The organism is Flavonifractor sp. An10 (assembly GCF_002161215.1).
Classification (GTDB): Bacteria; Bacillota; Clostridia; order Oscillospirales; family Oscillospiraceae; genus Flavonifractor; species Flavonifractor avistercoris.
In genome coordinates this window covers 259,798-279,737 of the sequence record NZ_NFMB01000006.1, presented here as the reverse complement: position 1 = coordinate 279,737, position 19,940 = coordinate 259,798, and the positions used below count along the sequence as shown (strand labels likewise).

The window sequence follows — 19,940 nt, the reverse complement described above, 5'->3', positions numbered from 1 at the left end:
GGATTTTGCTGTCTGCGCCCGTCAGCCGAACAGCCCGGCGGAGAGGTACCGCTCCCCGGTGTCGGGGAGGATCACGGCGATGGTCTTCCCCGCCATGTCCGGCCGGCAGGAGAGGGCCCGGGCGGCGTGGGCCGCCGCGCCGGAGGACACGCCGGCCAGCACCCCCTCGCTGCGGGCCAGTTCCCGGGCGGCGGCGTAGGCCTCGTCGCCGGTGACGGTCATGATCTCGTCCACCACGGACAGCTCCAGGGTGCCGGGGACAAAGCCCGCACCGATGCCCTGGATCTTGTGGGGCCCCGGCCTGCCGCCGGAGAGGACGGGGGACTCGGCGGGCTCAACCGCCACCACGCGGACGGCCGGGTTCTGCTCCTTGAGGTAGCGGCCAGTGCCGGTGATGGTGCCGCCGGAGCCCACAGCGGCCACCAGCACGTCCACGTTCCCCTCGGTGTCCTCCCACAGCTCGGGGCCGGTGGTCTCGTAGTGGGCCCGGGCGTTGGCCGGGTTGTTGAACTGGTCGGGCATCCAGGCGCCGGGGGTGGTCTCCAGCAGCTCATTGGCCTTGTCGATGGCCCCGGCCATGCCCTTTGCCCCGTCGGTGAGCACCAGCTCCGCCCCCAGGGCGGAGAGCAGGGCGCGGCGCTCGGCGCTCATGGTCTCCGGCATGGTGAGCACCACCCGGTAGCCCCGCAGGCGCCCGATGTAGGCCAGGGCCACGCCGGTGTTGCCGCTGGTGGGCTCCACGATCACCGCGCCGGGGCGCAGGATGCCCCGCTCCTCGGCGTCGCGGATCATGTACAGCCCCGCCCGATCCTTGGCGGAGGACAGGGGATTGAAGCTCTCCAGCTTGGCAAGCAAGCCGCCGCCGGGGGCGAACCGCTCCAGCCGGAGCAGGGGGGTGCGCCCGATCAGCTCGGGCAGGGTGTTGGCAATGCGCATAGGCGGAGCCTCCTTTTCTTTTTCCCCAGTATAGCACGCCGTCCCCCGCCGCACAAGGGCGGCCCGGCGCAAAATCCGCCGGGCCGCCCCTGCACGCGTTCAAAAGAGCGTCTTTTCATTTTCCACAAACAGCCGGTCGTTGATCTCCCCCAGGGAGATGCCGTGCACCAGGCCGTAGCTGATGACGGCGTCCCGCTTGTGGCGGGGATAGAGCTGGGCGAAGCCGGCCTGCCGCAGCAGCTCCTGGGTCTCCTCCAGGGTGGCCTCCAGCCCCAGGCACAGGCAGAGCAGCCGATCCCGGGAGGGGCTGCGCCGGCCGGAGAACACCTGGTGGAGGTAGACCTCGCTCATGCCCGCCCGCCGGGCCAGGGCGGCCTTGGAGATGGACTTTTTTTCGTAGAGCTCTGACAGCAGCTGGGAGACGGCCTGCTCCGAAAAGGCATCCCGGTTTTCACTGACATATTCCCCCAGGCTGGACGCCTGCATCAGCTCCTGATTGAGCTGCCCGGTGGATTTCCGTTCCACATGCGTTCCTCCCTTTACTTTTACTGGCGAATTGTATATACTAACTTTACAGCATTCAGAAGCCGGATACAATATGCGCCCAGCATAGGGCTTGCAATTTTTGGGGGCGGTCGGCATTTACCAATGGCTGGACAATGTCCTGCGGACGGAATATGAGGAGGTCAGGCTGCTCAAGCAGAGCGGCCGGGGCAGCGTGCGCCTCATCCGCCACCGGGCCACGGGGCGGCGGTTCATCCTGCGGCGGTACAGCGGGGAGGCGGAGGTGTACCGGAAGCTGCTGGACTACAGCTGCCCCAACCTGCCCGAGACGCTGGAGGTGGCGGTGGACGCCCGCCCGGGGGAGGGTGTCAGGAGCCTGGTGCTGGAGGAATACGTCCAGGGGGACACCCTGGACTTCCTGCTGCGGGAGGCCCTGTTCACGCCGGAGGAGGTGCGCAAGACCGCCCGGCAGCTGTGCCGGGCCCTGTGGGTGCTCCACTCCCTGGGGGCCGTCCACCGGGACGTGAAGCCGGAAAACGTGATTCTCCGGGGGGATGAGGCGGTGCTCATCGACTTCGACGCTGCCCGCCTCCACAAGCCGGAGCTGGAGAGCAACACCCAGATTCTGGGCACCGCCGGCTTCGCGGCGCCGGAACAGTACGGCCTGTCCCAGACCGACCGGCGGGCCGACATCTACGCCCTGGGCATCCTGATCAACGTGATGCTCACCGGGCAGCACCCCTCCCAGAGACAGGCCGAGGGCCGGCTGGGCCGGGTGGTGGAGCGGTGCACCCGGGTCAACCCCGCCCGGCGGTACCTCAACGTGCTGCGTCTCATGGAGGCGCTTTGAGGGGGGAGGACATGGAACGGAATCAACGCTGTCCCCGCTGCGGGGCCGCCCTGCCGGAGGAGGCGTCCTTCTGCCCCTTCTGTGCCGGGAGCATCAACCGGCGCACCGCGGTGGAGCCTCCCAGCCTGAGGGGGCGGCGCGTGCTCCGCGCCCTCCTCTTTTCGGCGGTGCTGGCCGCCGCCGTTTTGGCCGTCTTTCTGCTCACCCGGCCCCGGGTCTATGACGGGGTGGGTGAGGTGGTGTACACCGACGCCGACGGCACCTATCAGCTGGTGCTGGCCCTCCCGGAAAACCGCTATGAGGCCCTGGCGGAGCAGAGCTTCCACGCCGCGGAGGGGGAGCCCTACCGTGTCCCCTCCCGCCTGTATATCAACCACACCGACAGCGGGGCCGACGCGGGCCAGCTCTTCCTTCAGAAGGTGGACTCGGCCACCGCGGAGCTGCTGCCGCTGGACGAATCGCTGGGCACGGTGTCCTGCTCGGCGCCCGCCCCCCACAGCGCCGCCCCCGATGCGGCCCTGGTGAGCCTGGTGGACTTCACCGCCCGGGACGACTATACCGCCCAGATGGTGTGGACGCTGCACATGACCAACGGGGACACCATCCGCCTGCGGCAGGAGCTCCATGTCGCCCTCATCCACACTTACAACTACCATCCGGAGGACGCGCCCATGGAGACCCTGGCCGACCTCCAGGCCCTGGTGGATGAACTGGCGGAGACGGCGGAGCCCTACGACAAACTCAACCTCTTTCTGCCCCCGGTGACCTACGAGGGGAGCCTGGTGATGGAGGAGCGGCCCATCAATCTCTACGGCAGCGAGGAAAACGGCCGCCGCACCACCTTTACCGGCACCCTGCGGGTGGCCTCCCGGGACTCGTGGATCACCTATATCCAGGGCATCGACTTTGTGGGAGACGGCGGTGTGGGGATCTCCGCCTCCGCCAGGCTGTGGGTGGAGGACTGTACCTTCACCGGCTGGAAAACCGGCGTGCTGGGCTACGGCGACGCCTGGGTGAATGTGATCGGCTGCACCCTGGCGGACAATGAGATCGGCTTCCACTTCAACAGCGAGGAGGGCGCGGCCAGCCACAGCATGTACAACGACAACCGCTTTGTGGACAACGGCACCGCCGTGCTGCTGGAGCGGGTGCCCACCGACTTGACCCTGAACTTCCAGGACAGTCTGTTCTCCGGCAACGGCACGGACATCGACAACCTGTGCCGGCAGCCCATCGACATCACCCAGGCCGTGTTTGAGTAGCCCGGCCCTATAACATAGGCAACAAGAGGCGCACCGCCGGCCGGCGGTGCGCCTCTTGCGTCACTCGTGCTTGGTTTTCAGCCGGGCCATGGCCCGGGCCAGGGCGGCCTTGGAGTGGTAGTACTCGTGGATGCTCTGCTTCTGGCGCAGGCGCTCCTCCGCCCGCTGCTTGGCGGCCTCGGCCCGCTTGCGGTCGATCTCCTCCGGGTGCTCGGCAAAGCCCACCAGGAGGATCACATAGTCGGGCTTGATCTCCACGAAGCCCGCCCCCACGGCGGCGGGAGTCCACACCCCGTCGTGCTTGAAGCGCAGCTCCCCGGGCTCGATGGCGGAGACCACCGGCTCATGGCCGGGGTAGATGCCCATCTCCCCGTCCACGATGGGGATGATCAGGGCCTCGGCCTGGCCGATGTAGAACTGCCGCTCGGGGGTGATGATCTCCAGGTAGAAGGTGGCCTGATCCGCCATTTACACCGCCCCCATCTTCCTGGCCTTCTCGATGACCTCGTCCACGTTGCCCACGTTGCTGAAGGCGGCCTCGGGGTACTTGTCCAGCTCGCCGCCCAGGATGGTCTCAAAGGAGCGGAGGGTGTCCCCCAGCTTGACGTAGCGGCCCTCCAGGCCGGTGAACTGCTCGGCCACGGAGAAGGGCTGGGAGAAGAACTGCTGCACCCGGCGGGCCCGCTCCACGGCCCGGCGGTCGTCCTCGCTCAGCTCCTCCATGCCCAGGATGGCGATGATGTCCTGCAGCTCCCGGTAGCGCTGGAGCAGCTCCTGCACGCCCCGGGCGATCTTGTAGTGCCGCTCCCCCACCACGTCGGGCTCCAGGATGCGGGAGGTGGACTCCAGGGGATCCACCGCGGGGTAGATGCCCTGCTCCACGATCTTGCGGCTCAGGACGGTGGTGGCGTCCAGGTGGGCGAAGGTGGTGGCGGGGGCGGGGTCGGTGAGGTCGTCGGCGGGAACGTAGACCGCCTGCACCGAGGTGATGGCCCCGTCCTGGGTGGAGGTGATGCGCTCCTGCAGGGCGCCCATCTCGTTGGCCAGGGTGGGCTGGTAGCCCACGGCGGAGGGCATCCGGCCCATGAGGGCGGAGACCTCGCTGCCGGCCTGGACATAGCGGAAGATGTTGTCGATAAAGAGCAGCACGTTCTGCTTCTCCCTGTCCCGGAAGTACTCCGCCATGGTCAGGCCGGTCAGGGCCACCCGCATGCGGGCTCCCGGGGGCTCGTTCATCTGGCCGAAGACCAGGGCGGTCTTTTCCAGCACCCCGGACTCGGTCATCTCCCGCCACAGGTCGTTGCCCTCCCGGGTGCGCTCGCCCACGCCGGTGAAGATGGAGTAGCCGCCGTGCTCGGTGGCGATGTTGTGGATGAGCTCCTGGATCAGCACCGTCTTGCCCACGCCGGCGCCGCCGAACAGGCCGATTTTGCCGCCCTTGGCGTAGGGGGCCAGCAGATCGATGACCTTGATGCCGGTCTCGAAGATGTCCACCACCGGGCGCTGCTTGGCAAAGTCCGGGGGCTGGCGGTGGATAGACCACTTCTCGGCGGTATCCGCCGGCCCCTTGCCGTCAATGGTGTCGCCCAGCACATTGAACATGCGGCCCAGCACTCCGTCCCCCACGGGGACGGAGATGGGGGCGCCGGTGTCGGTGACGGCCATGCCGCGGCCCAGGCCCTCGCTGGGGGAGAGCATGATGCAGCGCACCGTGTCGCCGCCCACGTGCTGGGCCACCTCCATCACCTGGCGCTGGCCGTCCAGCTCCACCTCCAGGGCCTCCTTCAGCTCCGGCAGAGAGCCGCCGGGGAAGGCCACGTCCACCACAGGCCCCATGACCTGTACAATGGTTCCCTTGTTTGCACTCATATCGAAAAATCCCCTTTCGGGCGTTCAGTCTGTTCGTTTGATCAGGACGGGCGACCGCAGGTCGCCCCTACAGCCTCGCAGAGTTTCGCCCGCTTGCGGGTGAAAACAAATGAAATTTGTGCGGAGCAGGACATGCGCCTGCGCAGCACACCGATGCTTGCTCCGCCACTGGCGGGCAACCACCCGCGCGGGCGCGGGTGAGGGGGGGTATCAAAACCGTTGTGCCGCCACAGGCGGCGCGGCGGTTTTGTATCTAGGGGGGAAGTATTCCCCCCTAGATTATAGCGCCGCCTGGGCGCCGCCCACCACCTCCGTGATCTCCTGGGTGATGGCCGCCTGGCGGGCCCGGTTGAAGGACAGGTTCAGGGTCTGAAGCATGGCCCTGGCGTTGTCGCTGGAGGACTTCATGGCGGTCATGCGGGCGTTCTGCTCGGAGCAGTAGGACTCCACCAGCGCGCCGAACAGATCGCCGGACACATAGGAGGGCACCAGCCGATCCATGACCGCCTTCACCGACGGCACGTAGGTCACGTCCCGGTTGTAGGCGTCCCGGTTGGCCTCGTACTCCGGGAACACGTCGGGATCCAGGGGGAGCAGCTTGTGGACGGTGGGCTCCATGTCAAAGGAGGTGACCAGCCTGGTGAAGAGCACGTACACGTCGTCCAGCTGCCGCGCCAGGAACAGATCCATCATGGACTCGGCGATGTCCCGGGCCCGGGGCACGGTGGGGTTCTGGGCGGTGTAGAGGAACTCCACGTCGATGGGGATGCTGTGCTCCTGAAAGTAGGAGCGGCCCACCTGCCCCACCACAAAAAGGGAGGCGCCGGGGTGCCTGGCCAGCTTCCCCTCCGCCAGCTTGAGGATGTTGTGGTTGTAGGCCCCGGCCAGCCCCTTGTCGCCGGTGACCACGATGTAGCCCACCTTCCGCTTCTCCGGAGAGATCTCCGGCCGCTTGTCGAAGAAGGGGTGGACAATCTCCGGGGAGTGGTGGAGGATGTCGGAGATGGTGGACTCGATCTTGCGGAAATAGGGCTCCACATTGCTGAGCTGTGCCCGGGCCTTGCGCAGGTTGGCCGAGGAGATCAGGTACATGGCGTTGGTGATCTTCAGGGTCTGCTCCACGCTCCTGATGTGGGTGCGGATCTCCTTTATGCTTGCCATGTGGCGCTCCCCCGCTTCTTGGCGTCGTCCAGGGCGGCGCGGATGGTCTCCACCGCCGGGCCGCTCAGGTTGCCGGTGGACTGGATCTCCTCCACCACGTCGGCGTGCTCCGCCTCCATCTCATCGGCGAAGTCCAGCACGAACTGCCGCACCCTGTCCAGGGGCACGTCGTCCACCAGGCCGCTGGTGGCCACATAGAGGATGATGGCCTGGCGGCTCACCGGCATGGGGTGGTACAGGGGCTGCTTGAGCAGCTCCAGCAGGCGGCGGCCGTGATCCAGGGCCTGCTGGGTGGCGGGATCCAGGTCGGAGGCGAACTGGGTGAACACCTCCAGCTCCCGGAACCGGGCCAGGTCGATGCGCAGGGTGCCGGCGGTCTTTTTGATGGCCCGGGTCTGGGCCGCGCCGCCCACACGGGACACGGACAGGCCCACGTTGACGGCGGGCCGCTGGCCGGCGAAGAACAGGTCGGTCTCCAGATAGATCTGGCCGTCGGTGATGGAGATGACGTTGGTGGGGATATAGGCCGACACGTCGCCGGCCTGGGTCTCGATGATGGGCAGGGCGGTCATGGAGCCGCCGCCGTACTCCTTCGTCAGGCGGCAGGCCCGCTCCAGCAGGCGGGAGTGGAGGTAGAACACGTCGCCGGGGTAGGCCTCCCGGCCGGGGGAGCGCTTGAGCAGCAGGGACAGGGTGCGGTAGGCCACCGCGTGCTTGCTGAGATCGTCGTAGACGATGAGCACGTCCTTCCCCCTGCCCATGAAGTACTCGCCCATGGCCGCGCCGGCGTAGGGGGCGATGTACTGCATGGGGGCGGACTCGCTGGCGGTGGAGGACACGATGATGGAGTAGTCCATGGCCCCGTGCTTTTTCAGGGTGTCCTGGATGCGGGCCACGGTGGAGGCCTTCTGGCCGATGGCCACGTAGATGCAGATTACGTCCTGCCCCTTCTGGTTCAGAATGGTGTCCACCGCGATGGCGGTCTTGCCGGTCTGGCGGTCGCCGATGATCAGCTCCCGCTGGCCCCGGCCGATGGGCACCATGGCGTCGATGGCCAGGATGCCGGTCTGGAGGGGGACGGTCACCGGCTCCCGGGAGAGGACGCCGCTGGCCTCGTGCTCGATGGGGCGTGTCTCGGTGGTCTCGATGGGGCCCAGGCCGTCGATGGGCCGGCCCAGCACGTCCACCACCCGGCCCACCAGGGCGTCGCCCACGGGCACGTCGGCGGCCCGGCCGGTGCGGCGCACCACGGTGCCCTCCTTCACGCCGGCCTCGCTGCCCAGAAGCACCACGCCCACGCTGTCCCGGGACAGGTTCATCACCATGCCCGTCACGCCGGTGTCCAGCTCCACCAGCTCGCCGTACACCGCCTTGTCCAGGCCGTAGACGGTGGCGATGCCGTCGCCCACCTCCAGGACGGTGCCGGTCTCGTCCCGGCGGACTTTGGTATCGTAATCGGAGATCTCCTCCCGCAGGATGGAGACAATCTCCTCCGGTCTGGTCTTTGTCATGCCATTCGCCTCTCTTCCAGCTGCCGTTCCAGGCGGCGCAGCGCCCCCCGGACGCTCTTGTCATAGGTGACGCCCTCGATGTCCAGGGTGAAGCCCCCCAGCAGCGCCGGCTCCACCCGGACGTCGAACTGGATGTCCTTCTTGTGGTGGAGCCGGCACAGGGCGGTGCGGAGCTTGTTCAGCTCCTCCTCCCCGGGGGCCCGGGCGCAGGTGAGCACGCACCGGGCGCAGCCCCGGTCGGCCAGGGCCGCGCCGTGGAAATCCTCCAGGATCGCGGGCAGCAGGGCCATGCGGCCCTTGGAGGCCAGCAGGCGGTAGAACCGCAGCAGCAGGCCGTGGCCGTCCAGGGCGGGCAGCCGGGCCAGCACCCGGCCCTTCGCCTCCGGCTCCACCGCCGGGGAGGTCAGCGCCTCCCACAGCGCGGCGTCCCCCATCAGGGCCCCCGCGGTCTCCCGCAGGCCGTCCTCGTCGGGGCACACCTGATAGAGGGCCTGGGCGTAGCGGCGGGTCAGCTCACTCATGGGGCTCACCTACTTCCGCCAGGAAGGCGTCCACCAGGGCCCGGTCGCTGTCCGCGTTCAGGGCGGTTTGGGCCGCCTTGGCGGCGGCCAGCAGGGCCAGGGAGGCCACCTCGTTCCGGGCGCCCCGGAGCATGTTCTCCCGCTCGGTGGCGAGCCGGCTTTCCGCCTCGGCCTGCACCCGCCGGGCGTCGTCCTCGGCCTGGGCCAGCCTGGCCTCGTAGGCCCGCTGCCCCCGGTTCTGGGCCTCGGCCACGATCTTGGCGGCCTCCTGCCGGGCGTCGGTGAGCCTGCCCTCATACTCGGCCTGGAGGGCCTGGGCCTGCCGGTTTTTCTCCTCGGCGGAGGTGATCTCCTCCCGCACCAGCTTGGCCCGCTGCTCCAGCACGGCGTTGATCCGGCCGAAGAGGAGCTTGCGCAGGATGAAGTAGAGCACCAGCAGGTTGAGTATGGTAAAGAAAATGGTGGAGGGGCTGAATTCCAGCACTGGGGCCGCCCCCTTTAACCCACGAAGATGATCAGCAGCGCGGTGATGAAGCCGAAGATGGCGGTGCCCTCGGCCAGGGCGCAGCCCAGCAGCAGGGCGCTGTTGATCTTGCCGGAGGCCTCGGGCTGGCGGGCGATGGCCTCGCTGGCCTTGCCGGTGGCGAAGCCGATGCCGATGCCGGCGCCGATGCCGGTGAAGACGGCGATAGCCGCAGCGATGATAGCGATGTTCATAGTGATTTCCTCCTCAGATTTCTTTGCTCGGTGGGATTTACTCCTCTTCCTTGATGCCCTCGCCGGTGAAGAGCGTGGTGAGGAACACAAAGACCACGGTCTGGATCAGGCCGTCGAACAGGTCGAAGTAGATGCTGAACACGGCGGGCAGCACCGCCGGCGCCACGAACTTGAGCATCTCCATGATGATGTAGGCGCCCAGGATGTTGCCGAACAGACGCATACACAGGGCCAGGGGCCGGATGACCACCTCCATCAGGTTGATGGGCAGCAGCAGGGGCATGGGCTCGGCAAACTTTTTCAGCCCGCCCAGCAGCCCGTTGTACCGGAACTGGGCCCCGTAGATGAGCAGCATGCTCATCACCGCCAGGGCGGTGGTGACGCTGATGTCCTTGGTGGGGGGCGTCAGGCCGAAGATGCCGATGAGATTGGACAGGCCGATGTACAGGGCCACGGTGCCCAGCCAGGGGGCGAAGGGCCGCCAGCGGCTGCCGATGTTGGTCTTGACAAAGCCGTTGAGGAACTGCACCGCCCACTCCAGCGCGGCCTGCACCCTGCCGGGGCTGCGCACGCTCAGCTTCCGGGTCAGCACCAGGGAGAGCACCGTCAGCAGCGCCATGATGATCCACGACACCACCACCGAGTCGGCCACCGGGATGCCGCCCAGCACCGGGATGGTGAAGGCGGTCTTGTTGCCCAGCTCACTGACCAGAGATTCCTTGAATGCTTCCAGCAAACACACATCACCTCGATTTCGCGTGGGCTATCCTACGCCCCTTTGCCGGATTTGGGAAGCCTTTCGAAAGTAAAAAAACTTTTGAAAACACTCACGCCGCAACCGTGCCCTCGGGGAAGACGGCACGGAACACCTTCCGCACCAGCGGGCCGGCGATGAGCAGCTGGAAGGGCAGGGCCATGATAAAATTGCGGGGGATGTTGACCAGCCACGCCAGGGGCACGCTGCCCCAGGCGCCGGTGTGCACCGCCCCCTCGCAGGCGCCGTACAGGCTCATGAGCAGCACCATGGGCACCACCATGCAGCAGGAGATGCAGAGCACCTTTTTCAGCGCGCTGTCCCAAGGCCTGACCAGGAAGCGGAAGGCGAAGCCCTTGGCAAGCCGGGACACCAGGAACCAGTCGCAGCACATGGCGAACACATAGGCGAAGGGGAAGCCCAGCCACCCGGCGGTGAGTGCCGGCAGGCCCGGCCCGCCGTGCCGGAGGGCCGCGTTGTAAAGGCTCATCCACAGCACCATGACAAAGCACATCAGCACCGTGTAGATCAGACTCTCTCGTTTGTTCTGGGGCATGGTAAACTCTCCTTTCTCTCCGCCGCTGGGGCGAACGGAGATGATCATAGCACACACTGCGTCGGCTTCGTAATTGTGAGATGTGCCGAAAGGTTACCCTAAATTCTGGAAAATAACTGTGCAGCCCTGCCGACGGGGGCGATCCCGCCCTTGCGGCGGGGCCGGCGGTGGAGTATACTAGACCCACACGGAATTCCGGAGGAAGGAGGCGCCCCCATGTCCAAGCAGGCCCGCAGCTCTATCCGCGCCCAGCTCCTGCGGCTGAGCCTGTCCATTGTGGCCGTTTCGGTGGCCATCACCCTGGCGGGAACCCTCTTTGTCACCCTGCAGGGGGAGCAGACCGCCCTGGACAACAACCTGGTCAACTCCGCCTCGGTGCTCTCCCAGTCCCCGCTGCTGCGCCAGGCCCTGGAGGGGGAGGCGTCCCGGGCGGAGCTGGCGGAGTTCCTGGACGCGGCCACGGCCAACACCTCCGACATCGATCTGATCCTGGTGGGGGACACGCAGAACATCCTCCGCTATGCCCCCGACTCCGCCATGGTGGGGCGGAACTACCCCGGCGACGCCCAGTACCGGGCCCTGGCGGGGGAGGGGCCCTACACCTCCAACGAGACCGGCCCCCTGGGCTCGGAGCACTCGGCCTACGCCCCCATCCGGAACCGGGAGGGGCAGGTCATCGGCTACGTGGTGGTGGGGCTCTACCTGCGCTCCCTGGCCAGCGTCACCCTGTCCACCGTGCTGCGGGTGCTGGCCATGGGGGCGCTGGCGGCGGTGGTGGCCGCCCTGCTGGCCCAGCGGCTGTCCCGCCGCATCAAGACCGCCCTGCTGGGCTATGAGCCCGACGCCTTCGCCCGCCGGTTTCTCCAGCGGGAGGACATCCTGGAGGCCCTGGAGGAGGGCATCCTGGCCATTGACAAGGAGGCCCGGGTGATCTTCTTCAACGCCGCCGCCGCCCAGATGCTCTCCCTGGAGCCGGACGCCGTGGGCAGGCCCCTCCGCGCGGTCTACCCCGCCTCCACCCTGGATCGGATCCTGCGCACCGGGGTGCCGGAGTACAACGTGAGCATGAAGTCCCTGCGGGAGGTGCAGATCCTCTCCGACCGGGTGCCCATCTACGAGGACGGGAAGCTGGCCGGGGCGGTGGGGATCTTCCGCAACCGCACCGAGGTGGCCCGCCTGGCCGACGATCTCACCGGCGTGCGCCACATGGTGGACGCCATGCGGGCCTACACCCACGAGTTCATGAACAAGCTCCACGTGATCCTGGGCCTGCTCCAGATCGGGGAGCCGGAGAAGGCCCAGGCCTACATCATGGATACCACCCGCACCCAGCGGGAGGCGGTGAGCCGCATCATGCACCAGATCCGGGAGCCGTCGGTGGCCGCCCTGCTGGTGGGCAAGACCAGCCGGGCCGCCGAGCTGGGCATCTCCCTCACCCTGGATCGGGAGAGCGTCCTGTCCGCCGACAGCGCCTGGCTGTCCCCCGACGCCTACGTCACCGTGCTGGGCAACCTGATCGAGAACGCCATTGAGGCCCTGAACCAGTCCCGGCGGGTGGACAAGTCCATCTCCGTCAGCATCCGGGAGGGGGCGGACAGCCTGCTGCTGTGCGTGGAGGACACCGGCCCCGGCATCCCCGCCGGCATGCGGCGGAAGCTCTTCCAGCGGGGCACCTCCACCAAGGGGGCCGGCCGGGGCACCGGCCTGTCCCTGGTGCGGGAGGTGGTGGACGCCTACCGGGGCCAGATCCGGGTGGAGTCGGAGCAGGGGGTGGGCACCTCCATTTTCGTCAGCTTCCGCCGGGAGAAGCCCCCGGCGGCCAAGGAGTGAGTGACATGTACCGCGTTGTAATCGTGGAGGACGACCCCATGGTGGCCCTGCTGAACCGCACCTATGTGGAGCGGGATCCCCGCTTCCGGGTGGTTCAGACCTTCCAGGACGGCCGCGCCGCCCTGGAGTGGCTGGAGCAGAACCCGGCGGAGCTGGCGGTGCTGGACGTATACATGCCCCTGCTCACCGGGGCGGAGCTGCTGCGGGAGCTGCGGAGGCGGGGCATCGGCATCGACGCGGTCATGGTCACCGCCGCCAACGACGGCGCCACCGTGGACACCCTGCTGAAAATGGGGGTGGTGGACTACCTGGTCAAGCCCTTCACCGTGGAGCGGTTCCAGCAGGCCCTGGACACCTTCTGCCGCCACCGGGAGGCGGTGGCGGGGGAGACGGTGGCGCAGAGCGCCCTGGACAGGCTCTTCTCCTCCGCCCCGGCGGGGGAGCGGCAGATCCCCAAGGGCCTCCAGGAGAGCACCCTGGAGAAGGTGCGGGCCTGCCTGCGCCAGGCGCCGCCCCAGGGCCTGCCCAGCGAGGCCCTGTCCCGGGCCACCGGCCTGTCCGCCGTCACCGTCCGCCGGTATGTCAACTACCTGGTGGAGCGGGGGGAGGCGGTCAGCACCGTCAACTACGACACCGGCGGCCGGCCCTGCCGCCTCTACCGCGCCGCCGGCGGGGCGGAGTGAGCCCAACCGGCCAGACAGGACAGCGCGCCCCGGGGCACACGGGGCGCGGGAAGGGAGTATGGAATATGCGTGAACTGAGCGCCGGGGCCGTCACCGAGGCGGTGGCCCGGCTGTGCATCCGGGCCAACACCCATCTGACGGAGGATGTGACGCAGGCCATCGCCGCCGCACGGGAGGCGGAGGACTGGCCGGCGGCCCGGGAGATCCTGGACCGCATCCTGGAAAACGACGCCATCGGGGGCGGCACCCCCATCTGCCAGGACACGGGCATGGCCTGCGTGTTCCTGGAGGTGGGGCAGGACGTCCACATCACCGGGGATCTCCGGGCGGCAGTGGACGAGGGGGTGCGCCGGGGCTACGCCGACGGGTACCTGCGCAAGTCGGTGGTGGCCGACCCCCTGGATCGGGTGAACACCGGGGACAACACCCCCGCCATGCTCCACGTGGAGCTGGTGCCCGGCGACCGGATCAAAATCACCGTGGCCCCCAAGGGCTTCGGCAGCGAGAACATGAGCCGCATCGCCATGCTCAAGCCCTCCGACGGTGTGGAGGGGGTCAAGGCCTTCGTCGTGGACACGGTGGAGCAGGCCGGCCCCAACCCCTGCCCCCCCATCGTGGTGGGGGTGGGCATCGGCGGCACCTTTGACCAGTGCGCCCTGCTGGCAAAGAAGGCCCTGCTGCGGGACATGGGCAGCCACCACCAAAAGCCCTTCTACGCGGAACTGGAGGACGAGCTGCTGGAGAAGATCAACGCCCTGGGCATCGGGCCCCAGGGCTTCGGCGGCCGCACCACCGCCCTGGCGGTGCACATCGAGACCCTGCCCACCCACATCGCCGGCCTGCCCTGCGCGGTGAACATCAACTGCCACGTGGCCCGGCATCAGACGGAGGTGTTGTAGCATGGCAAGGCAAATCACCGCCCCCCTGACGAAAGAGGCCGCCGCCTCCCTGCGGGCGGGGGAGAGCGTGCTGCTGTCCGGAACCGTCTACACCGCCCGGGACGCGGCCCACAAGCGGCTGTGCGCCCTGGCGGCGGAGGGGAAGCCCATGCCCTTCCCCATCCAGGGCGCCGTGATCTACTTCGTGGGGCCCACACCCGCCCGGCCGGGGCAGGCCATCGGCTCCGCCGGGCCCACCACCAGCTACCGTATGGACGCCTACTCCCCCACCCTGCTGCGGCTGGGGCAGCTGGGCATGATCGGCAAGGGCAGGCGGGGGCCGGAGGTCATCCAGGCCATGAAGGAGACCGGCGCGGTGTACTTCGGGGCCATCGGCGGGGCGGGGGCCCTCCTCAGCCGGTGCGTCAAGTCGGCCAAGCTGGTGTGCTACGAGGATCTGGGGGCCGAGGCCGTCCGGGAGCTGGAGGTGGAGAACCTCCCCCTCACCGTGGTCATCGACAGCCAGGGCAACAACCTCTACGAGACCGGCCGGGCCGCCTATCTGGCCTGGCGGAAGCAGGAGAAGTAGCAGCAATCCCCCCTGCCGGGACGGCAGGGGGGATTGCTGTCTGTCTGGGCGCTATTCCAGGGTCAGGGGGCAGACCGTCTCGCCGATGCGCAGGCCCACGATGTCACCGGGATCCAGGGGCTCCTTGTCTCCGCACTGGTAGCTGTAGTGCCAGAGGCTCCCGTCACTTAGGCCGCCGCCGGTGCTGTCCGGCGCCCATTCCGTGCCGTCAGCCAAGACGAAAACAGGGGAGTTCTCCTCGCGCCAAGTTCTATCAAAGTCATCCGAGGTGATGCTGAAGGGGGCAAAGGCCCCATCTGGGCTGGTGAAGGTGGCTATCATCTCCAGCGGGGTACAGCTCACTGTCTCCAGTATGGCGGGCTTGCCCTCGATCTGGAACTCCAGTCCCGCCGTAAAGTCCTGAACCTTGCTCTCCGCTGGGAGGGTGAAGGTCAGTTCCCAACGCCCGCCGCCCTGGAGCAGAAGGGCCCAGCTCTCCGCCCGGTCTGCGGTGGACAGCCCCCACAAGGTCAGGTCGACCGCCGTCCCAGCCATATCCCAGCTATCCGCATTGTTCACGTAGAGGGCGAAGGGCACCTGGTTGTCGGTGGGGTCGCTGTCCTCCAGCCAGTGGATCGACGCAGACCAATTCAATCTGTACGGGAAGCCAAAGTCAAAGGTTCCAAACCCGAAGTTCCCCTGGGTGATGGCCTGGCCGTCGTCCCGGGAGAGAGTGCACAGGATGTAGGCATACCAGCGGTCACTGGCAACCCCGTCCACTGTCACCGTCCACCCCAGGTCAGAGGCGGATACCCCCACGGGCGTCCCCAGCCCGGCGGTCGTCCACTCCTCCAGCTTCACAGCGTTGGGGCTCACGGTTTTCACCGCCGCGAAGGAGGTAGCCATGCCGCCCAGCAGGGCCGCGGCCGCCGCGATGACCGCCACCCGCCGGGCCAGATGCCGCTTTCGCCGGGGACGCACGCCGCCTTCGGCGGCTTTTATGGTGCGCTCCACCAGCTCCGGCCCGGGGGACACCCGGTCAAAGAGCCTGCGATAGTCCTGTTCCGTCATACGTCTTCCGCTCCTTTCCACGCGTCCCGCAGTAGCGCCCGCCCCCGGGAGAGCTGGCTGCGGACTGTCGCCGCCCTGCGGCCCAGAATGGCCGCGATCTCGTCGGTGGCATACCCCTCGCAGTAGTAGAGGTGGAGCACCGACCGGTACTTCTCCGGCAGGGCGTCCAGCAGCTCCAGCAGCTCCCCCTCCCCCTCATTTTGGGCCGGGATGGCCTCCGACAGGGCCACGGTGTGCCTGTTCCAGAAGGAACCGTGCAGCTTCTTGCAGCAGTTGGCCGTCACCCGCAGCAGCCACGCCTTCCGGTGCTCCTCCTCCGTGAAATCGGGGGCCCTGCGCACGTAGCGGAGGAACACCTCCTGAAACACGTCGTCGGCGTCGTGGGCGCTGTGGGTCTGGGCCAGGGCCAGGCGGTACACCATAGGGCCGTACCGCTCCACCGCCGCTCTTGCCTCCTCTTGTTCCATGGCCTCTCCCCCTTTCTGCCCATAACACCCCTGAGCGGGCCGGTTTGTTGCACGGATGGCGGAATTATTTGCACATCTGCCCAACCGCTTGTCCGTAGGGGCGACCTGTGGTCGCCCGCCGGACATCGAGGGCCCCTTTGTGGGGCGCGACGACTCGGCGCGCCCCACGGACAGCGGTGGCCGGGCAGACATCCGGGAACCCCTCATCCGTCTGGCCTTCGGCCATCCACCTTCCCCCCACAGGGGGGAAGGCTTGTGAGCGGATGATATCCGCCCCGGCGGGCCCGACAGTTCACATACCCTGCCGCATTGGCCCATCCCGTGGAATACCCGGTCAGAAATTATTTGCCCCGTACAGAGGGTACATGCTATACTAGATCTGATTGTACACTCCAACGCAAAGGAATGCGATACATGGACAAACTGGTAATCGGCATCCTGGCCCACGTGGACGCGGGCAAGACCACCCTGTCCGAGGGGCTGCTCTACACCTGCGGGCGGCTGAAAAAGCTGGGGCGGGTGGATCACAAGGACGCCTTTCTGGACACCGACCCCATGGAGCGGGAGCGGGGGATCACCATCTTCTCCAAGCAGGCCATCCTCCCCCTGGAGGGGGCGGAGCTCACCCTGCTGGACACCCCCGGCCACGCCGACTTCTCCGCCGAGATGGAGCGCACCCTCCAGGTGCTGGACTGCGCCATTCTGGTGATCAGCGGCACCGACGGGGTGCAGGGCCACACCCACACCCTGTGGAAGCTGCTGGAGCGGTACGGGGTGCCCACCTTTCTCTTCATCAACAAGATGGATCTGGCCGGGGCGGACAGGGACGCTCTGCTGACTGAGCTGAAAAGCAGGCTGGACGAGGGGTGCGTGGACTTTGCCGCCCCGGCGGAGCAGGTGTGGGAGCAGGCCGCCGTGTGCGACGAGGACGCACTGGAGCGCTACCTGGAGGACGGGGCCCTGGACGACGGCGCCCTTACCGCCCTGATCGCCAAGCGGAAGCTCTTCCCCTGCTGGTTCGGCTCGGCTTTGAAGCTGGAGGGGGTGGCGGAGTTTCTCCAGGGGCTGGAGCGCTACGCCCCCCGGCCCCAATACGGCCCCGACTTCGCCGCCCGGGTGTTCAAGATCTCCCGGGACAATCAGGGGGCGCGGCTCACCTGGATGAAAATCACCGGCGGCTCTTTGAAGGTCAAGGCTCTGCTGTCCGGCCCCGGCTGGGAGGAGAAGGCGGATCAGCTCCGCATCTACTCCGGCGCCAAGTTCCAGGCGGTGGACGAGGCGGCGGCGGGGACGGTGTGCGCCGTCACCGGCCTGAGCGCCACCGCGGCGGGGGAGGGCCTGGGGGCGGAGGCGGAGGCCCTGCCCCCCGCCCTGGAGCCGGTGCTCACCTATCAGGTGGTGCTCCCCGCCGGGCAGGATCCCCACACCGCCCTCCAGAAGCTGCGGCAGCTGGAGGAGGAGGATCCCCAGCTCCACCTGGTGTGGAACGAGCGGCTGGGGGAGCTCCACGTGCAGCTCATGGGGGAGGTGCAGCTGGAGATCCTCCAGCGCCTCATCGCCGAGCGGTTCGGCATGGAGGTGTCCTTCGGCCAGGGGGGCATCGTCTACCGGGAGACCATCGCCGCCCCAGTCGAGGGCGTGGGCCACTACGAACCCCTGCGCCACTACGCCGAGGTGCACCTGCTGATGGAGCCCCTGCCCCGGGGCAGCGGGCTGGTGCTCACCTCCGCCTGCCCCCAGGACATGCTGGACATCAACTGGCAGCGGCTGGTGCTCACCCACCTGGCAGAGCGCTCCCACCCCGGGGTGCTCACCGGCTCGCCCATCACGGACATGAAGATCACCCTGGTGGCGGGGAGGGCCCACCAGAAGCACACCGAGGGGGGCGACTTCCGGCAGGCCACCTACCGGGCGGTGCGCCAGGGCCTCATGGAGGCGGAGAGCATCCTGCTGGAGCCCTGGTACAATTTCCGGCTGGAGGTGCCCGCCGAGCAGGTGGGCCGGGCCCTGTCCGACCTGCAGCGGATGCACGGCCGGGTGGAGCCGCCGGAGACGGCGGGGGACATGGCCGTCCTCACCGGCTCCGCCCCGGTGGAGCAGCTGCGGGACTACAGCCGGGAGGTGGCCGCCTATACCCGGGGCAGGGGGCGGCTGTCCTGCACCAGCGGGGGGTACGCCCCCTGCCACAACCAGGAGGAAGTGGTGGCCGCCATGGGCTACGACCCGGAGCGGGACGTGGAGAACCCGCCCGGCTCGGTGTTCTGCGCCCACGGGGCGGGGTACAACGTGAAGTGGGACGAGGTGAAGGCCCACGCCCACGTGGACAGCGGCCTGCGCCTGGGGGAGGAACCCCCGGAGGAGGAATCCGCCCCCGTCCGGCCCCGGACTTCGTCCTACGCCGGGTCGCTGGAGCAGGACAAGGAGCTCCAGGCCATCTTTGAGCGCACCTACGGAAAAGTGGAGCGCAGCGCCTTCCGCCCCCAGCCCAGGCCCGCCCGCACCAGCCTGGACGACAAGAAGTATAGCATCAGGGCCCAGGACAGGGGGCCGGAGTACCTGCTGGTGGACGGGTACAACATCGTCTTTGCCTGGGACGAGCTGAAGGCGGCGGCGAAGGAGAACCTGGACGCGGCCCGGCAGATGCTGATGGACATTCTGAGCAACTACCAGGGCTTCAAAAAGAACGTGGTGATCCTGGTGTTCGACGCCTACAAGGTGCCCCGAAGCGTCCAGGACGTCACCCGCTACCACAACATCTATGTGGTGTACACCAAGGAGGCGGAGACGGCGGACGCCTACATCGAGCGGGCCACCTACGAGATCGGGAGGCACCACCGGGTGCGGGTGGCAACCTCCGACGGGGCGGAGCAGCTGATCATCCTGGGCCACGGAGCCCTGCGCCTGTCCGCCTCCACCTTCAGGGCGGAGGTGGAGCAGGTCACCGGCCAGATTGCCGCCATCCTCAAGGCCAACAACCGCGCCGCCCCCTCCAAGGCGGTGGCCGCCGCCCTGGAAAAGGCGAAGCGGAAGCAGGAGGGAACGCCATGATCCCCATGGAAATCATCGCCCGCATCCGCAGCGACTTCCCCACCAAGTTCGGCATACCCCGGCAGAGCGGCCTGGTGGAGGAGCTGCGGGCCCGGGTGGTCTTTGAGCCGGAGTACCGCAATCCCGACGCCCTGCGGGGGCTGGAGGACTTCTCCCACATCTGGCTGATCTGGCAGTTCTCCCAGGCGGTGCGGGAGGGCTGGTCTCCCACCGTCCGGCCCCCCCGGCTGGGGGGCAACACCCGCATGGGGGTGTTCGCCACCCGCTCCCCCTTCCGGCCCAACCCCGTCGGCCTGTCCTGCGTGCGCCTGCTGGGCATTGAGCGGGATCCGGAGCTGGGCCACGTGCTGGTGGTGGCGGGGGCGGATCTCATGGACTCCACCCCCATCCTGGACATCAAGCCCTATGTGCCCTACGCCGACTGCCACCCCGAGGCCAGCGGCGGCTTCACCGGCAACACCGGCGGCAGGACGCTGGCGGTGGACTTCCCGCCGGAGCTGCTGGAGCGGGTGCCGGCGGACAAGCGGGGGGCCCTCACAGGGGTGCTGGCCCGGGATCCCCGGCCCTCCTACCAGCACGATCCGGCGCGGGTGTACGGCCTGGACTTCGCCGGGGTGAATGTCCGCTTCACCGTGGAGGGGGACACCCTCACCGTCCGGTCGGTGGAGCCCCTGCCGCAGCCATAACGCTTTATGGGCCTCGGGCATGTTTGAAACATGTCAACATGCCCAATCGGCGGGCCTTTTGCCCCCTG

Annotated in this window: 21 protein-coding genes; 8 read left to right on the top strand and 13 right to left on the bottom strand. The window is 68.0% G+C overall.

Going from position 1 to position 19,940, the window contains the following annotated elements; translation table 11 throughout:
* Window positions 1-21: 21 nt before the first annotated feature.
* On the bottom strand, window positions 22-936 hold the full coding sequence (gene cysK, locus B5E42_RS12595; RefSeq protein ID WP_087240163.1) for a cysteine synthase A: 915 nt from the start codon (window positions 934-936) through the stop codon (window positions 22-24).
* Between the two features lie 99 nt (window positions 937-1,035).
* Window positions 1,036-1,461, bottom strand: coding sequence for a helix-turn-helix transcriptional regulator (locus B5E42_RS12590; protein WP_087240161.1), 426 nt, complete (start codon window positions 1,459-1,461; stop codon window positions 1,036-1,038).
* Between the two features lie 100 nt (window positions 1,462-1,561).
* Here B5E42_RS12590 and B5E42_RS12585 point away from each other — a divergent pair, with 100 nt between their 5' ends.
* Window positions 1,562-2,290: a protein kinase gene (locus tag B5E42_RS12585; RefSeq protein WP_087240159.1), complete on the top strand. Its 729-nt coding sequence runs from the start codon at window positions 1,562-1,564 to the stop codon at window positions 2,288-2,290.
* Between the two features lie 11 nt (window positions 2,291-2,301).
* Entirely contained in the window at window positions 2,302-3,552 is a 1,251-nt protein-coding gene (locus B5E42_RS12580; RefSeq protein ID WP_141242535.1) for a right-handed parallel beta-helix repeat-containing protein, read from the top strand.
* A 60-nt stretch (window positions 3,553-3,612) separates the two neighbouring features.
* Here the strand turns inward: B5E42_RS12580 and atpC are convergent, their stop codons facing one another.
* The 9 genes from atpC to B5E42_RS12535 all read right to left on the bottom strand — a co-directional run bounded on the left by atpC (window position 3,613) and on the right by B5E42_RS12535 (window position 10,641).
* Window positions 3,613-4,020, bottom strand: coding sequence for an ATP synthase F1 subunit epsilon (gene atpC / locus B5E42_RS12575; RefSeq protein ID WP_087240155.1), 408 nt, complete (start codon window positions 4,018-4,020; stop codon window positions 3,613-3,615).
* A complete protein-coding gene (atpD, locus tag B5E42_RS12570; RefSeq protein WP_087240152.1) occupies window positions 4,021-5,421 on the bottom strand; it encodes a F0F1 ATP synthase subunit beta in 1,401 nt (466 codons plus the stop codon).
* Between the two features lie 279 nt (window positions 5,422-5,700).
* Window positions 5,701-6,582: an ATP synthase F1 subunit gamma gene (gene atpG / locus B5E42_RS12565; RefSeq protein ID WP_087240150.1), complete on the bottom strand. Its 882-nt coding sequence runs from the start codon at window positions 6,580-6,582 to the stop codon at window positions 5,701-5,703.
* Window positions 6,570-8,093 carry a F0F1 ATP synthase subunit alpha gene (gene atpA, locus B5E42_RS12560; protein ID WP_087240148.1) on the bottom strand — a complete coding sequence of 508 codons (1,524 nt, stop codon included), beginning with the start codon at window positions 8,091-8,093 and terminating at the stop codon, window positions 6,570-6,572. Before atpA ends, atpG begins: the two co-directional genes overlap by 13 nt.
* Window positions 8,090-8,614 carry an ATP synthase F1 subunit delta gene (gene atpH, locus B5E42_RS12555; protein ID WP_087240146.1) on the bottom strand — a complete coding sequence of 175 codons (525 nt, stop codon included), beginning with the start codon at window positions 8,612-8,614 and terminating at the stop codon, window positions 8,090-8,092. Before atpH ends, atpA begins: the two co-directional genes overlap by 4 nt.
* Window positions 8,607-9,098 carry a F0F1 ATP synthase subunit B gene (gene atpF / locus B5E42_RS12550; protein ID WP_087240144.1) on the bottom strand — a complete coding sequence of 164 codons (492 nt, stop codon included), beginning with the start codon at window positions 9,096-9,098 and terminating at the stop codon, window positions 8,607-8,609. The genes atpH and atpF overlap by 8 nt, the downstream gene beginning before the upstream one ends.
* 14 nt (window positions 9,099-9,112) lie before the next feature.
* Window positions 9,113-9,331 (bottom strand): ATP synthase F0 subunit C, encoded by a 219-nt coding sequence (atpE, locus tag B5E42_RS12545; protein ID WP_087240142.1) that lies wholly within the window; start codon window positions 9,329-9,331, stop codon window positions 9,113-9,115.
* Window positions 9,332-9,368: 37 nt separating this feature from the next.
* Window positions 9,369-10,064 (bottom strand): F0F1 ATP synthase subunit A, encoded by a 696-nt coding sequence (locus B5E42_RS12540; protein ID WP_087240266.1) that lies wholly within the window; start codon window positions 10,062-10,064, stop codon window positions 9,369-9,371.
* A gap of 94 nt (window positions 10,065-10,158) precedes the next feature.
* Window positions 10,159-10,641 (bottom strand): DUF2798 domain-containing protein, encoded by a 483-nt coding sequence (locus B5E42_RS12535; protein ID WP_087240140.1) that lies wholly within the window; start codon window positions 10,639-10,641, stop codon window positions 10,159-10,161.
* 216 nt (window positions 10,642-10,857) lie between these two features.
* On the opposite strand from B5E42_RS12535, the gene B5E42_RS12530 reads away from it, so the two are divergent.
* The 4 genes from B5E42_RS12530 (at window position 10,858) to B5E42_RS12515 (ending at window position 14,621) form a co-directional block, all read left to right on the top strand.
* A complete protein-coding gene (locus B5E42_RS12530; protein ID WP_087240138.1) occupies window positions 10,858-12,471 on the top strand; it encodes a sensor histidine kinase in 1,614 nt (537 codons plus the stop codon).
* 5 nt (window positions 12,472-12,476) lie between these two features.
* Window positions 12,477-13,154: a response regulator gene (locus tag B5E42_RS12525; protein ID WP_087240136.1), complete on the top strand. Its 678-nt coding sequence runs from the start codon at window positions 12,477-12,479 to the stop codon at window positions 13,152-13,154.
* Between the two features lie 65 nt (window positions 13,155-13,219).
* The gene (locus B5E42_RS12520; protein ID WP_087240133.1) at window positions 13,220-14,053 is read left to right on the top strand and encodes a fumarate hydratase; all 834 of its coding nucleotides are present in this window, start codon (window positions 13,220-13,222) and stop codon (window positions 14,051-14,053) included.
* Between the two features lies 1 nt (window position 14,054).
* On the top strand, window positions 14,055-14,621 hold the full coding sequence (locus B5E42_RS12515; protein WP_087240130.1) for a Fe-S-containing hydro-lyase: 567 nt from the start codon (window positions 14,055-14,057) through the stop codon (window positions 14,619-14,621).
* 51 nt (window positions 14,622-14,672) lie between these two features.
* Here B5E42_RS12515 and B5E42_RS12510 read toward each other — a convergent pair whose 3' ends face one another.
* Complete coding sequence (locus tag B5E42_RS12510) at window positions 14,673-15,671, bottom strand: DUF4179 domain-containing protein (protein WP_087240129.1); 999 nt, start codon at window positions 15,669-15,671, stop codon at window positions 14,673-14,675.
* A complete protein-coding gene (locus B5E42_RS12505; RefSeq protein WP_087240127.1) occupies window positions 15,668-16,138 on the bottom strand; it encodes a sigma-70 family RNA polymerase sigma factor in 471 nt (156 codons plus the stop codon). The genes B5E42_RS12510 and B5E42_RS12505 overlap by 4 nt, the downstream gene beginning before the upstream one ends.
* A 414-nt stretch (window positions 16,139-16,552) precedes the next feature.
* Here B5E42_RS12505 and B5E42_RS12500 point away from each other — a divergent pair, with 414 nt between their 5' ends.
* Together B5E42_RS12500 and tsaA are read left to right on the top strand one after the other, a co-directional pair.
* Window positions 16,553-19,186 (top strand): TetM/TetW/TetO/TetS family tetracycline resistance ribosomal protection protein, encoded by a 2,634-nt coding sequence (locus B5E42_RS12500; RefSeq protein ID WP_087240124.1) that lies wholly within the window; start codon window positions 16,553-16,555, stop codon window positions 19,184-19,186.
* Entirely contained in the window at window positions 19,183-19,872 is a 690-nt protein-coding gene (tsaA, locus tag B5E42_RS12495) for a tRNA (N6-threonylcarbamoyladenosine(37)-N6)-methyltransferase TrmO (protein WP_087240122.1), read from the top strand. The genes B5E42_RS12500 and tsaA overlap by 4 nt, the downstream gene beginning before the upstream one ends.
* The last annotated feature ends 68 nt before the right edge of the window (window positions 19,873-19,940 follow it).